This is a genomic window from uncultured Pedobacter sp. (genome assembly GCF_913776295.1).
Lineage (GTDB): Bacteria > Bacteroidota > Bacteroidia > Sphingobacteriales > Sphingobacteriaceae > Pedobacter.
This window is the reverse complement of sequence record NZ_CAJYOJ010000033.1, coordinates 1-15294: the sequence shown is the minus strand read 5'-3', so window position 1 is coordinate 15294 and position 15294 is coordinate 1. Positions and strand designations below refer to the sequence as shown.

At 40.4% G+C, this 15294-nt stretch carries 9 protein-coding genes; 5 read left to right on the top strand and 4 right to left on the bottom strand.

The genetic code is table 11. The features are described 5' to 3' along the window. The first annotated feature begins 33 nt into the window (after positions 1-33). Entirely contained in the window at positions 34-501 is a 468-nt protein-coding gene (locus tag QZ738_RS05885; protein WP_293785621.1) for an Lrp/AsnC family transcriptional regulator, read from the top strand. A 376-nt stretch (positions 502-877) separates the two neighbouring features. On the opposite strand, the gene QZ738_RS05880 is transcribed toward QZ738_RS05885, so the two are convergent. Genes QZ738_RS05880 through QZ738_RS05865 form a run of 4 tightly spaced genes read right to left on the bottom strand, consistent with a single transcriptional unit; the run spans position 878 to position 6913 of the window. Continuing rightward, positions 878-2239 (bottom strand): DUF3526 domain-containing protein, encoded by a 1362-nt coding sequence (locus QZ738_RS05880; protein ID WP_293785619.1) that lies wholly within the window; start codon positions 2237-2239, stop codon positions 878-880. An 8-nt stretch (positions 2240-2247) separates the two neighbouring features. Further along, positions 2248-3693: a DUF3526 domain-containing protein gene (locus QZ738_RS05875; RefSeq protein ID WP_293785616.1), complete on the bottom strand. Its 1446-nt coding sequence runs from the start codon at positions 3691-3693 to the stop codon at positions 2248-2250. Further along, on the bottom strand, positions 3693-6200 hold the full coding sequence (locus tag QZ738_RS05870) for a TonB-dependent siderophore receptor (RefSeq protein WP_293785614.1): 2508 nt from the start codon (positions 6198-6200) through the stop codon (positions 3693-3695). The genes QZ738_RS05875 and QZ738_RS05870 overlap by 1 nt, the downstream gene beginning before the upstream one ends. Positions 6201-6217: 17 nt before the next feature. Next, positions 6218-6913, bottom strand: a complete 696-nt coding sequence (locus QZ738_RS05865) for an ATP-binding cassette domain-containing protein (RefSeq protein ID WP_293785612.1) — start codon at positions 6911-6913, stop codon at positions 6218-6220. A gap of 1143 nt (positions 6914-8056) precedes the next feature. On the opposite strand from QZ738_RS05865, the gene QZ738_RS05860 reads away from it, so the two are divergent. The 4 genes from QZ738_RS05860 (at position 8057) to QZ738_RS05845 (ending at position 15061) form a co-directional block, all read left to right on the top strand. Next, a complete protein-coding gene (locus QZ738_RS05860) occupies positions 8057-9661 on the top strand; it encodes a tetratricopeptide repeat protein (protein WP_293785610.1) in 1605 nt (534 codons plus the stop codon). 261 nt (positions 9662-9922) lie between these two features. Then, positions 9923-12700 (top strand): TonB-dependent receptor, encoded by a 2778-nt coding sequence (locus QZ738_RS05855; RefSeq protein WP_293785608.1) that lies wholly within the window; start codon positions 9923-9925, stop codon positions 12698-12700. Positions 12701-12722: 22 nt separating this feature from the next. Beyond that, positions 12723-13982 carry a right-handed parallel beta-helix repeat-containing protein gene (locus QZ738_RS05850; RefSeq protein ID WP_293785606.1) on the top strand — a complete coding sequence of 420 codons (1260 nt, stop codon included), beginning with the start codon at positions 12723-12725 and terminating at the stop codon, positions 13980-13982. Positions 13983-13984: 2 nt separating this feature from the next. After that, positions 13985-15061, top strand: coding sequence for a phytase (locus QZ738_RS05845; protein WP_293785604.1), 1077 nt, complete (start codon positions 13985-13987; stop codon positions 15059-15061). Positions 15062-15294 lie beyond the last annotated feature (233 nt).

The following is a 15294-nucleotide window of genomic DNA, read 5'->3' as shown; positions in this document are numbered from 1 at the left end:
CTCTATTATATTTTTTTTCATTCGCAAGCTTACATGATACACGGAGATTTAGATCAGGTAGATATCGAAATATTAAAACTATTGCAGCATGATGCCGCCCTAACCCATAAAGAGATAGCGTTGAAACTGCATAAATCGATAGCAACGATACACGAACGGATCAGAAGATTAAAGGAACAAGGTTATATAAAACGAGTGGTGGCGATTCTGGACAGGAAAAAGATCAATAGAAATTTAATCGCTTTCTCCCATGTACTGTTGAAAGAGCATACGGCTAAAACCCTGATCGAATTTGAAACCGAGGTTTCTAAGTTTGTGGAAGTGATGGAATGCCTGCAAATGACTGGTGCACATGATTTTATTCTCCGTATTGCTACAAAAGATATGGATGCCTATCACGAGTTTTTACGGAATAAACTGGCTACACTGCCTAATATAACCACTGTCCAGAGTTATTTCGTGCTTTCTGAACCGAAGAGTGAAACTGCTTATCCGCTGTAGTGTTGGTTCATTAGTCATTAGTCATTAGTCATTAGTCATTAGTTCATAGACTTTGTTTTCTTCTTAAAGCTATCGTCCTTTCGAGCGCAGTGTAACGCAGTCGAGAGCCCTAAGGCTCTGCGAAGCAAAATCTATCAAAAGAGATTTCTCTGCCCAGCGTTATACTGCGCTTTGGCCGTTGGTACGACGACATTTTCTATCGAAGTCTATCAATGATAATCGGGTGCAAAGCAGCCTAAAATCATAATGAATAGATTTCTCCCCGCCCGCACAGGCGGGCATTTCGCCGCCGAGAAAAATGGCCGGTTACAGTCGAAAGGACAATTTTTATGAATGAAAAATCCGAAGATATTATAAACACCGTTTTATTAATACTTTAAATACTATCCTTTTTCAAATTAAAAACCGTAGCGCCGATCATAACCATGGTGAGCAGTGATATTGAAAGCATATTCGTCCATACATTCGGAATCTGTTGCCGGGTATATTTTTCCATTTTATAATCTTTAATATCCGTATCATTAACGGATTGGTTAAGAAAGATTGCCGGATAAAAATGCAGGCGGATCTGCTCGTGGTATTTTCTAACCGCCTGCTGAAATTCAAGATGTGTATCGAGATCTGATCCTGCTATTTTGTTTACCCCAAGCTGTGTTTGTATAGTGGGAAAAAAAAGGGCGAAAATACTAGTAAAATGTTGCCTTCGGGCTAATTTCTTGTCGATTGCCAACCTACTTGCCATTGCCTGGTCATCGCCCATTTGCTGCATGGCGTAATACCAATACCAGCTAAAGGTTTTCTTCTCCGGAAAAGGATATTTCTTCAATTGGGGATAATGTTTAAAAAAGGGTTTCATGGTCACATCTTTGGCCATATCCCATTTTTCATGGTAGCCTTCGCGTTGGTTGATTACATTTTGTAACGCCTCTGGTACCGGATATTTCCGTGTAAGGAAAAGATTAAACGATGCCGGAATAACGATGCAAAGCAGAACCCACACGGCTATGAGGGCCGATGCATTAAAATTAGATGATTTACCCAAAGAAATGATGAAAAATGATACGGCAAACCAGAAAGTAAGATAGAGTAAAACAAGTACGGTAACCGAAAGGAAGGTAAGATCTGGCGGAAGTGCCAGATAGAGCATGGCTATTACTAATAACAACAACGCAACACTAAAAATCACCACCACTCTGACCAAAAATTTTTGCCAGATAATCTGGAAGGATTGGTTGGTTTGGGCCTTTAAAAGTGACCAGATGCCGCTTTCCTTTTGTTCTGAAAGGAGATTGTAAGTAAAGGCAATAATAACCAGCGGGAACAGAAAAATAAACACGAAACTAAGATCCATATTGCCCAAAAGCAGGCTAACAGGGTTATTGATATCGGTATCGTAAAGCTGGCCTTCAAGGGCCAACATGGTTACCGAAATTAAATAAGGGTTGATATCGCGCTGTCCGTTGGCAAAAGCCGCCCAATGGTCAGGCACATTGGCCAGCGTAAACTTATTATGAAAAAATAACAGGCCAATATCATTGCCAAAATGATCGATATTGTTAAGGGTATTTTTCTTTTGCAATGTTGCTGCTTTTTCAATTACAGCCTGTTGCCTGGCGATGAAGGTTTTGCCGAAATATTGGCCGGCAAAACCCGTTATCAGGAGTATAAAGATCCCAATCCAGGAAGAACTGTTTCTAAAAAACAATTTAAATTCGAGGTGATATCTATTTTTTTTCATGTGCATTGCTATATTGTTTTAATCCGTTTGGTTGAGTAATGGAGCGAAATAACTGTAACCAGTAACCAAAAGGTTAAGGCACTTAGCGCCAATAGTTCATTCGACAAAACAGTATCTAATTTTTTAAAATGGTAGTTAAAATCGGGTTGTTCAGCCCAATTAGACTTGCTGATGGCTAACGGTTTGTCTTCATCTCCGGGTTTAATGTTGCTGATCTTCTCAATCTGAAGCTTATTCATCTTTTGAGCGAGTTGATAACGGTAATTTTCTGCCTGTTGCTGAAAATCGACGTAGGTATTGAAATCAGAGGATGTTAAGGCCATCGAGATGTTTTTCAGCGACAAATAAGGATTTAAAAAACCAGTAATGGTAGTAATACTGTTCTGTTTTTCAAAAATGTTGTTCAGTTTATCCTGATGCTTAGTGTAAATTTTTGAGGTAATTTTTTCACCCTCGGCCATAATATAGCCACCATAGTTAAAAGGGAGCTTTTTAACATCATCCACAGCGTAAACTTTTAGTAGCGAATCTTTAATGGCCGCATAATGTGGGTCATTTGGATCATGACTATCGCCCTGCTGATGAACGTCAGCTGCAATGGCATCGGCAAATTCTATTTTAGATGGTGCAGGGTAGATTTTTACGCCAACAGCTTGGGTGATGCGCGGCATGATGACCATGAAAAATATCCAGCAGGCCAACAAAGTAATCAAAGCCGATTTAGAACTGCGGGCAAAGGCCGAAACCAAAACCGTAATGGCTGATATAACGAAAAAATAAATGGCATAACTTAAAACCAGTAACAAAAGGCGTAAGGCCGAATCCATGCTAATCTGCCAATTGCTTAATGATGCCCATAACAAGATGGTGAGGAGGATGAGCGGGATAAATATAGAAAGGCAAATGCCGATAATACCTATCGTTTTGCCCCAAAGGAGCTGTTTCCAGCTTACGTCCTGACACAGCAGGATTTTTAAAGTACCCGATTCACGTTCCGCTGATATACTGTTGTAACCCAAAAATATAATAAGTAAGGGTACCAACAGTTGTAATACCATGGCTACACTGATTTCGCCGAAACTTAGCATACCATTTGTGAAGCCAGCTTCACTGAAATTAACGGTATTTTGTTTATGTGCCTCTAAAAAAATTGATACCCCCGCAAAACTTTCTATACCAAAATCGAAGAAGCTGAGTTCGTGTTTTTCGCGAAAAGCCAGATAACCATAGTGTGCCATCCGGTGGGGATGTTTATCTGGTTTGGCTAACCATTGCGCCCTTACCAGAGCCTTATAGTGAAGCCGTTGATTATTTTGCATTTTAAAATTTTGCCAGCCTATATAAGTGGCCAGGCAGAGCGATAAACCTAGCAAAAGAGTTAGTGCTATGGTGGCGCCGTTGTTAAAGGCTGCTTTAAATGTTTGTTTTGCAATAGTGCTTATTCTACCTGACATTATATTCTATAGGTTACGTTAAACATTACATTTCTTGGCGTGCCCGGGAAAAGGCGTAGGTAGTTTTGCGCACCTACCCAATAGGTTTTATTTAAGATGTTGTTCATGTTTAAGGCTAACTGAACCTTTGAACCTGCGGGCGAATAATAAATTGCGGCATCAGCAAGGGTATAGGCCGGAAGTATAAAATCCCTGATGTACAAAGGAAGTTTAGTGCCGCTATATTGTAAACCTGCACCAATACCAAGGCCTTTTAGCTTTTGAGTTTCAAAATTGTAACGGGTCCATAAACTGGCACTGTGCTTTGGTGTGTTCTGCACACGCTGACCAACCAGAGCCGGATTGAAATCATCCATAATAACGGCATCAATATAACTGTAGCCAGCGTTAAACTGCCAATTGTGACTGATGAAACCTGAAGCTTCAAACTCGAAGCCACGGCTGCGCTGTGCGCCACGTTCAATCAAACGGTTCACGTCCAGAGGGTCGTTTGCATTCATCAACAGGTTTTTCTGGTTAATTTCAAAAACCGAAACATTAACCATTAAACTTTTATTCAACCATTCTGATTTTGCGCCGATCTCTTTTAAGTCACTGGTTAACGGCTTAAAATTGGTGCCCGCAGGGGGAGGTACAATAACCAGAGAAGTGGTATTGCCCTGTGGTTGGTAGCCCTGTAAATAAGTTCCGTAGAAGTTAATGTTCGAAGTTACCGCGTAGGTTAGTCCGATTCTCGGCAAAAGCTTCTGCTGATCGATCCTCTTTTCAGTTGGCAGTTTGTAATTACTGTAATCTTCATACCACTCCTGTCTAAGTCCGAGGGTTAAGGTGAGTTTACCGTAATTAATCTGATCCTGAAAATAAGCTGCATTAACTAAATTATAGGCCGGTGGTATTTCTGTTTTGGTAAAAATATAATCGCTTAAATTTTTAAGCGTGTAGCTTGGGTTGGCCAGGTTAAAATGCTCAACATTAGGTACAGGCGCATTTACCCCATTTACCATTTTAAACAGATAAAGTTCTTTTTTGGTCGGATCATACCTGCTGGCTATGGTTCCGTCCTTTAACCGGTAACCCTGTGCCGCATTTTCGCCGCCGCCACGCAGTTTCCGGGTATTGATCCGATCGTAGCCAATAACCATTTTATGGTTTAAACTGAAGGTATTGGTATTTATACTAAAATAGGTGCTTAAATTATCGGTACTCCACTTTTGCTGACGTTGAACTGCCCGCATAGCAGCAAGGGTAGGGATCGGTTGATTGTTTTCGTCCACGCCAAAAGCATTGGTGGTACGATGTTCCAAAAGATCTTCGTTCCAGTTTTGCTTCATGTAAGCTACATTAAACACAATATCTTGGTTAAAGCGATGAGAAAAATTGGTCATTAGCATTAAATCCTGACTGTTAAACCGATCGTTGCTGGCGCCCATGTTAAAGCTGATCGGTGTACTTTTTAAATCGGTTTGACCGGCAATTGCACCAAAAATCGCCTGTCCACGGTCTAATCTCGAATGGCTGTTGTTCAGCACAGCCTCTACATTTAAGCTGGTACGCTCATTCGGGATATAGGAGAAGGAAGGTGCAATCATATAACCCTTTCTGTACTGCAGGTCTCTGAAACTTTTGCTATCTTCATACCCCACATTAAGCCGGTATAACAGCGTTTTATCCATATTTAATGGACCGGTGAAATCTAACGCGCCACGTATCGTGCTAAAACTTCCCGCCGAGATACTGATCTCCTTCCGGTCTTCTTCCAGCGGCTTTTTCGTTACCAGGTTAATACTCCCCCCAGGGTCTACACTCGAAAAAGTAGCACTCGCCGGACCTTTAATCACCTCAATTCGCTCCAGGTTGTTGGTTAGTGGTTGGTTAAAATAAAATTGGCGTGTACGCATGCCGTTAATGATGGCACCTTCTTCATTTTGGTTGATCCCCCTGATAGAGAATTGATTATAATAACTGCTTTGCGATACACTGGTCACGTTTTTAATCGCATCAGCTAACACAGCCGCCTGCCGGTCTGCAATTAATTCTTTCGATACCGAAGAAATGGCCTGTGGAATGTCTTTGTTCAAAGCCGCCGTTTTTGTGGCTGAGAAAGAGTAATTACCATAGTATTTTTTGCCATTGGTGCCCACTATTTCAACGGTTTGTAATTCTTCATTCGAAACTTGCAATACAATGGCACCAAGATTTAAATCACCTGTTTGATTGATAGGATACATGCGGCTAAAGCTGCTATAACCAACGGCACTAACGGTGACCGCATAATTGGCTGTTTTTGGTAAAATAAGGGAAAAATTTCCTGAGGAATCGGTAACGGTATTCAATTGATCCCTGCCATTTTTAAATTTAATGGTCGCTTTGTAAATGCGCTGACTTTCCGCATTGATTACTTTTCCACTTACTTTAATCTGGGCAATGGCCTGGACGCTTACCAGATGGAGCAAAAAGAGCAAAGAAATTGTAACGGCACCAGAAAGTGCCTTGTATTTTGGGTACATGAAATAGATTTAATTTGTTATATAGTCTGTAAGTATAATTCCTGCAGGTCGTTTGCGTTAATTTCGCTTGCTTTAAGGGTATGGATTAATTCGCCCTGTTTCATGATACCGATGTGCGTGCCTACATTTACGGCATTAAAAATATCATGCGTAGCCATTAAGATGGATTTACCCTCAGTAGCCAGTTGTTTAACCAGTGCAGTAAACTCTGCTGTCGCTTTTGGATCTAAACCACTGGTTGGCTCGTCCATTAAAATGGTTTTCGCGTTTTTAGCCAGGGCAATCGCAATACCCACTTTTTGGCGCATGCCTTTACTAAAACCAGACAGATGTTTGTGGTGAGCTGATTCTTGCAGACCACATTGATTTAGAAAACTGGTCAAACTTTTAGTCTCATAATTAAAACCTGCCAGTTTCGAAAAATAATCAAGGTTTTCTACGGCCGATAGGTTACCATAAAGCATCACCACTTCGGGGATGTAGGCCAGGTGTTTACGGCGCTCGTTATCGTAAGTATCCAGCGCTTTACCGTCGATTAAAATCTGACCTGCACTCGGTTCGATAAAACCGAGGAATAAATTAATGGTGGTCGTTTTTCCGGCACCGTTTTGACCTAAAAGGCAAAATACCTCGCCAGCGTTAACCGTTAAATTTAGTTGGTTGAGGGCTTGATAAGCTCCGTAATTTTTAGATAATGAAATAGCTTGAAGCATAAAAATATAGTATATATAGTGCAGGCCGGGTAAAGCTGCACATTAAACAAAATTGCGTGGTAAATAAAGTAAACCTGGTTAGTAACTAGGCCGTTAAGCTCGGGGGACCTTTATTGCTATAACATAAAATATGAGCAACAGGTTGTTTGATGAGGTACACACAGGATTTAATGCCTGGTTTCCTTATTGGTAAAAGAATTGAATAGCATGCAGGGATATCGAAAAAGTGCGCTTGCTGTTTCAGTACCTCACAAAGTTTACAGCTTAACTTTGCAGCGTCAAGCTGCCTGCTGTGTTTTGAATCTGGTTGATGAGATGTCGTTTCTTTTGCGCCATGGTGGTGCAAACTTTGTATCAAGGCCCCATTAAGAAATAATGCCAATATCAAAACCGCCCATATGCGGGTAAAAATTTCATTGCGGTATTTATGCTCTAAAAGATTCAATGCAACAAAGTTACATTTAAAAAAATGAAATCAAACCTTTTATTACGCTTGCTGACCTCATCAGATAATTAAATACTGATCGTCAGTTCACTAAAGTGGAATATTTTTCACCTGCGCTGTCTGATGTTTCTATCCGGCAGTTAATAGCAATAAAACTCAAACAAAAAAGATTCCATTGCTGTGTTATCAGATGTTTCCATCTGATAAAGGTAAAAATACTATTGATTTATAGTTAGTTACCAAATGTTTATTCTATTTTTTTGGCGCGCAGTTTCCTGTGCCTGTCGGTTGGGTCCTGTCCTGCTGTGCGCTCTATCCTTTTGGAAACCTTATTTTTTAAACAATTTTTCTCAGCCAAAAGGGATGCCGCTCCCATCAGGGCTAGTTAACCCGGGAGATAACATGGAAGATGTAAAACGGATGATGGAATGACCTCTGCGTAGATCAGCGTTTTCTGCGGGATCAATACGGGGATAACGCTGCCGGTCGGGTTTAATTAACATAGGCCTGTTTAAGTTAAAATAATTGTGGTGTATGATGTTACCATCTGACACGTAAAAAGTTAATATCACTTGGAACATAAAGCCAAATGGATTCGGTAAAGCACCTTAATGATATCAACTGATACTTCACTTAACTTTAACTTAACACAGGTATCTTTTCTTTGCTCCATATTGCCTGATGCAATTGCCTTTAAAATGAAAAAACTCGGTAGTCTGCTTATATTTTTTCTTCTTTTTATCTCTAATGTAAAGGCTCGGGATGACAGATTTGAATCGATTATTGAACAAGATCAGAAAGATCCGACTACAGCCCTGGCTCAATTAAAGAGGATTTATGCCAAAGCTATTGATAATAACGACGAGCTATTAGAAGGTAAATGTTTACAGCAAATGGGCAAGATCTGTTATACACAAGGCCATTTCAGTCAATCTTTAGAATTCTTTTTAAAAGCAGATAAAATATTTGGAAATGCCAGTCAACCGCTGTTATTGGCAGCCAATCTTAACGATGCCGGCGTGCTTTACTATTATATGAAGCAGAAGGATAAGGCTATGCATAGTTATCGGAAAGCCATAGGCATCTATAAAAAAATTAATAATTTGAAGGGTCAGGTAACTGTTTTAGGCAATATTGGGCAGCTATACGAAAAAGGGCAGCTTTATGATAGTGCATTTTATTACCAAAATAAGGCATTAAAACTAAGCGGAAAGCTGGGGGATAAAAGTACTGCTGCAAAAATACACGAAAACCTGGGGAGTATCTATGAAGATCTGGAGCGTTACGATTCTGCTTATGTACACTTTAAACAGTCACTGGATTTCTATCAGAAAGATCATCATCAGCTTGGGAGTATTGAGGTAATTAACAATTTAGGCGATATTTTGCGTAAAACCGGCCGGTATAAGGAAAGTATTGTGCAAACCAAAACCGCACTTAAACTTGCCGAAAAAATGGAGAATATTTATCAGTTAAGTGCCTGTTGTAGAGATTTGGGCAAGGCCTACGAGCTATTGAACAACATGGACAGTGCTTACCATTATGTAAAACTTGGCTACAAACACACTATTGACCTGTATTCGGTAGATGGCGCCAGGCAGGCGGCATTTTTGCAGGTGCTTTACGATATCAATAAAAAATCGGATGAGATTATCAGGTTGAAAAACGACCGAAAAGTAAACCGGATTATTGCCTGTGCTTCTATCATCGTAGTAATATTATTGGTTGTTTTAGGTTTTGTGATGTTTAGCAGGCAACGTTTAAAATTGAAAGATCAGCAGATGCTGGCCAGACAGAAAACGATAGCGCACGAGATGACCAGTCTTGAGCTCAAAAATCTTCAGCTCGAAGAACAAAACCTGAAACAATTGCTGGAGGTTAAAAGCAGGGAACTATCTACACATACATTAAATCTAATCAAGCATAATCAGTTCTTGGAAAACCTGAGAAGTACGCTGCAAGCTATGGTAAAAGAGGACAAGCGTGATCAGAAAAAGCAAATGAACCAGATTCTCACCGAAATTAACCAGAGCTTCAACCACGAACGCAACTGGAAAGAATTCACGGCAGCCTTCGAACAGGTTCACCATCAGTTTCTGGAAACCCTTAAAAAATATAGCCATGAGCTTACTTCAGCAGATATGCGCTTAATTGCCTTATTAAAAATGAACCTCGATTCTGGTGATATTGCCACCTTACTTGGTATATCAACTGATAGCTTGAGGGTATCAAGATATAGATTAAGAAAAAAGCTAAACCTGGCTCAAGGTGATAATTTATCGGCATTTATCCAAGCTTTGTAACCGTTACACCAGCCGTCGTATTTTGTCTGTTTTGAACACTTTTTTGGGCTTAACAATTCGTTAATGTAACGGTAATAAAATCATAACGGCGTTTTTGTTTAATGTTAATTTGTTCATTATTAGTTTATTGTATCTGTGTGTTGCCTTTTGGTATATGCTCTTTGTAACGCTGTTGCTTTTATGTAACCCTTAACATTTCATCGTGTAATGTGCTGTGTACATCTTTGCGCTGTCGATAATAAAAAGACAAAACCAAACGCAATGAATAAACCATTACAAATTTTATTTCTGCTTCTGTTTTGTGCAGGCACAGTTCATGCCACAAAACTGAAAGGCCACGTTTACGATAAGCAAACTGGCGAGGCCATTGTAGGTGCCACAGTGGTATTAGAAAATCCAAAACGCATAACCAATACCGGATTGGATGGCACTTTCGAATTTAAGGATGTTAAAGTGGGTACGGCTAAAATCAGCGTAAGCTACATTACCTACAGAACCATTGAGAAAACATTCATGATTTTGAAGGAAGACAATGATCATTTAAAGTTTTATATGGAAAGTGATTCCAAAAGTCTGGATGATGTGACCATTAAATCAAATGTAGTTGGTTCTACCGATCAGGGCGCCAGGCGCTTAGAAAAAAATGCGCCGCAACTGATGAACATCGTATCGGGCCGGGCAATTGAAATCTCACCGGATTTAACCGTAGCAAATGTAATGCAACGCATTTCGGGTGTGTCAATAGAGCGCAATAGTAATGGCGATGGGCAGTATGCCATATTAAGGGGGATGGATAAACGCTATAATTATACTTTGGTCAATGGCGTTAAAATCCCAAGTCCTGACAATAAATACCGTTATGTTCCGCTCGATCTTTTTCCTGCTGATTTGCTCGATCGTTTGGAGGTATACAAAACCCTTACACCAAATTTAGAGGGCGATGCAATCGGCGGGGCCATCAACATGGTGATGAAAAATGCACCAGGCCAACTGCAGGTAAATGCCAATGTTTCTACCGGTTATAGCCAGTTGTTTTTCGATCGTAAGTTTACCAGATACAATGCTTCCGATATCAGTTATAAATCACCTTATGAAATAAACGGAAAAAATTATAATGCTACACAGAACGATTTTACTAAAGGTACACTTGATTATAAGTTTAAAAATCCTGCACCTAATTTAATCGGAAGTTTATCTTTAAGTAAACGCTATTTAGATAATAAACTGGGTGTTGTGCTGGCTGGTAGTTACCAGAATACCTACCGCGGAAGCAACAGTACGTTTTACAATAATTCGGTTGTGGGTACAGATGCCTATGCCACGATCACCAGTAAAAGCTATCGTGAATTCTCAGAACAGCAACAGCGTACAGGTTTGCATGCAAAGATTGATTATGTTTTCAACAAGGATCACCAGATCAGTTTTTATAATGTTTATGTCAACCTGAAAAACCAGCAACTTAGGGATGCCGTAACCACTACTTATAACAAGGATTATGATCCTATAGATGGGAATGCACAGCTGGTTTTTGATACCCGTAGCCGTTTAACCGAACAGCAGATTTATAATGCTACGCTGCATGGCGAACACAAATTTTTTGATGATAAATTTAAGGTACAATGGTCGGGTGTTTATTCATCTGCCAAAAACGATGTGCCTGAAAATACCAGTATCAGCCTTAATGGCCTGGAGCAGAATTTTCAACGCAAACGCACCAGTTTAGTCAACACCAACCCGGTTACGCGCAGATGGGAGCGAAATACTGATGAGGATTTAGCTGGATATCTGGATTTAACCTACCATGTTTTAGCTGGCGACCATAAACTGGATGTTATGGCTGGAGGTTTATACCGGGATAAACAGAGAAGCAGTTTCTTTAACAACTATAATATGGCGCCGGGAGCTGAGCGCGCAAATGATATTTACGGTGTAAATTTCCAGAATTATACCGATCTGAATCTGGTAGTAAGCAATCCAACAGGTGCGGTAGCCAATTCGCTAACTTACGATGCTACAGAGCAGACCACTTCCGGTTATGGCATGTTTAAATATCAATCAGCTAAACTAGAGGTAATCGGCGGTGCAAGAGTAGAACACACCAATCAGGGTTACAACCTTCTTTTTGCGGCCGGAGAATCTTTTCCGAAAGGAAACCAGATTTATACCGATGTATTACCGAGTTTAACTGCAAAATACTTTTTAACAGAAAAAGCACAGCTACATGCATCTTATTATAAAGCCCTTAACCGTCCCGGCTTTTACGAAATTGTACCCGGAAAAGTGGTAAATGAAGAATTTCAGGAACGCGGCAATCCTAATTTGCAACGTGCACTGGCCGATAACTTCGATTTAAGGTACGAACTTTTTCCAGGCGCTTCCGAGCAGTTATTGGTTGGTGCTTTTTACAAAAGAATAAAAAACCCTATTGAATATACTTTTCAGGCCGATGCTGTCCGCGGTCAGGATATTTATTACAGCCCAGGCAACTTCGGTACCGCAAGGAACTTTGGTGCCGAGTTAGATTACATCAAGTATTTCAGTAAAATAGGGGTAAAGGCAAATTATACTTACACCCACTCACGTATTAATACCACCAAAACCACCAGGGTAATCAATAGCACTACAGGAGATACGGAGCCTGCAAATGTTAACCAGGAGCGCCCGCTCTATGGTCAGTCGGCGCATATTGCCAACCTGTCTATATTGTTTAAAGATACCAAAAAAGGCTGGGACGCACAGGTTGCCGGCGCTTACACTGGTCCACGTATTAACACGGTTTCCCAATTTTTAAATAACGATTTGTGGCAGGAAGGATTTATACAGGTAGATGCATCTGCCGAGAAGCGTTTTAAAGGCGGAATAAGTGTTTTCGTTAAAGCCAATAACATATTGAATACGCCAACCAAACTATTTATAAAAGGTACAAATCCGGCAAACAACAATATAAAAGAAGATTTGGTTAAAAACGGAAATACGCTGATCAGGAGCGATTATTATGGCCAAAATTATCTTATTGGCTTCAGGTATAAATTGAATTAATAGCTTTTTAAAAAACAACGACATGAAATCAAATCAGATTTTTAAATTATTAATCCTTTTGGTGCTGGCACTGGCAGGATGTAAAAAAGCCAATATAGATGTAGATACAACCGCTGTTGATGGTTCGGCAATCGGTGAAGTTTCGGGAGTTTGGGCAAAAGGCAGTACGCAGGTAATTAAAGGTGATATCGTTATCCCGGAGGGGAAAACGCTGACTATTGAAGAAGGGGTAACGGTGCTGATGGATACCGTTGCCAAGCCAGAGATTGTTATAAAAGGTAATCTGTATGCGCTGGGAACGGCAGAAAATCCGATCAGGTTTACGGTAAATGAATTTTATAAAACAGCCTCGAAAAAATTCGGAAAGCTTTGGGGTGGTATTTTGGCCGGACCCACCTGCGAGGAACTGGTGCTCGATCATGTCATTCTCGAATACGCCGGATCCACCACTTCAGATGCTTCCACATCGGTTAAAATGGGGCTTTATAAAGCCAAAGCCGGAGAAAATTTACCTGCACTTTGGTTTGCCAATGCCAACGGCAAATTGGTTGTTCAAAATAGCATCTTCAGAAACCTGCAGGAAGATTGTACCTACATTGAGGGCGGAAAAATTATTTTTGCCAATAATATATTTTATACCACAGGCGTAACAGGGGGAGAGGCCATGAACTTTAAATCAGGCTGTTTAGCAGATATCGCCTATAACCTGGTTTATAGCACTAATACTAATGCTTTAAAATTGTCAAATACAGGAGATAAAACGCCGCAAACCTATATTATTGCGTACAACAACACCATGGTAAACACAGGTTGGAGAAGGCCAACAGCTAAAGGTGGATCGATCTGGCTGGAAAGTAATGTACGTGCCGATCTGTATAATAATCTTTTTGCCAATGCTCGTTTTGGGGTGAAAAGAGATTCGAAAAAGCCTGAAGACAGCCGTTCTGCTTACAGCAATAACTGGTACTATGGTTTTGATCAGACTACTGTAAATCAGTTCCAGCCAACCGGTGATATTGTGGGTGGTAAAAATGATGTGATCAGCAATGTGGCCGGTGCAAATGATCCAAAATTTGTGAATTATCCATTAAATACCGCAGTTGCCAACGCCGATTTCAATACCGCATGGGATTTTCACCTGCAGGGTAACTCGCCGGCATTAGGTAAAGGTATCACTAACTTTAACCGTCATCACAAGGCTGGTATTGTAATGAAAAACGGAATCACCTATATATCGCCTGCACCATCTACATTTGTCGGGGCATACGGAACTAAAATATAAAAATGAAGCATAGTTATCTATTTAAATTTGTCGCTCTTGCGGCTTTAAGCCTGGCCATATCCTGTAAAGGAGGTGCGCAAAACGGAAGTAATACAGCAGTAAAACCTTTATATGTTTCTGATCCTGTTGATTTTGATACCGATGATCCCGCAATTTGGGTAAACCCGAATGATCCTGCACAGTCTTTAGTTATCGGTACCGATAAAGACAGCAACGGTGGTTTGTATGTTTTCGATCTGAAAGGCAAAATCATTAAGTCAAAAACAATTAAGGGCCTAAAGCGGCCCGACAATGTGGATATTGCTTATGGTTTGTCTTTGGCAGGGAAGAAGACAGATATTGCAGTAACAACTGAACGTTATACCCATAAACTGCGGATCTTTTCTCTGCCTGACATGAAAGCAATAGACAATGGTGGAATTCCTGTTTTTGAGGGCGAAACAGGGGCAGAGTACCGTGATTTGATGGGCATTTCAATGTATACCGATCCAAATGGAAAAATCTACGCCGTTGTGGGGCGGAAAACCGGGCCTAAAAACGGAGGTTACCTTTGGCAATATTTATTGGCAGATGACGGAAAGGGAAATGTTAAAGCCGATTTAGTCCGAAAATTTGGATCATACAGTGGCAAAAAAGAAATCGAGGCCATTGCTGTTGATAACGAACTGGGCTTTGTTTACTATTGCGATGAGCAGGTTGGTGTACGCAAATATTATGCAGATCCTGCCAAAGGAAATAAGGAACTGGCGCTATTTGGACAAGGCGATTTTGCTGTTGACAATGAAGGTATCGCTATCTATAAAACTCCGGGCAACAAAGGATATATCCTGGTATCCGATCAGGGTGCCAGACAATTAAAAGTATACGATCGGGTTGCTAAAGCCAATACGGCTAATCTCCATCCGCTGTTAACTACCATAAAATATTCAGCTAATCAAACAGATGGTATTGATGTGGTTTCAGTTCCCTTGAATAACGATTTTAAGCACGGTTTACTGGTGGCGATGAGCGATGACAGAACTTTTCATTTTTACAGATGGGAAGACATAGCAGGTAAAAAACTTGGTGTAAATAAGTAGGTTAAAAGTTTCGTTGTTGGGAGAAGGCTCTTCCATCCAAAGAAGCAAGAATGTTGCGGCCTGTCGAAGCACAAATGTTTTTTAATCAGTAAAGGTCTTCGACAGGCTACCATTGACGTTATTTTGTAATTATTTGATAGTTAAATACTTATGAAATATACATTTCCATCCAAAAAGGCCTTCGCACTGTGTCTCCGTTCTACTTAAGTCCGGCCTAACAAATTTTTCGGATT

Coding starts and splice junctions, on each gene's coding strand:
- QZ738_RS05850 (WP_293785606.1), top strand. CDS start 12,723: ATGAAATCAAATCAGATTTTTAAATTATTAATCCTTTTGGTGCTGGCA.
- QZ738_RS05885 (WP_293785621.1), top strand. CDS start 34: ATGATACACGGAGATTTAGATCAGGTAGATATCGAAATATTAAAACTA.
- QZ738_RS05865 (WP_293785612.1), bottom strand. CDS start 6,913: ATGCTTCAAGCTATTTCATTATCTAAAAATTACGGAGCTTATCAAGCC.
- QZ738_RS05875 (WP_293785616.1), bottom strand. CDS start 3,693: ATGTCAGGTAGAATAAGCACTATTGCAAAACAAACATTTAAAGCAGCC.
- QZ738_RS05880 (WP_293785619.1), bottom strand. CDS start 2,239: ATGAAAAAAAATAGATATCACCTCGAATTTAAATTGTTTTTTAGAAAC.
- QZ738_RS05855 (WP_293785608.1), top strand. CDS start 9,923: ATGAATAAACCATTACAAATTTTATTTCTGCTTCTGTTTTGTGCAGGC.
- QZ738_RS05870 (WP_293785614.1), bottom strand. CDS start 6,200: ATGTACCCAAAATACAAGGCACTTTCTGGTGCCGTTACAATTTCTTTG.
- QZ738_RS05860 (WP_293785610.1), top strand. CDS start 8,057: ATGAAAAAACTCGGTAGTCTGCTTATATTTTTTCTTCTTTTTATCTCT.
- QZ738_RS05845 (WP_293785604.1), top strand. CDS start 13,985: ATGAAGCATAGTTATCTATTTAAATTTGTCGCTCTTGCGGCTTTAAGC.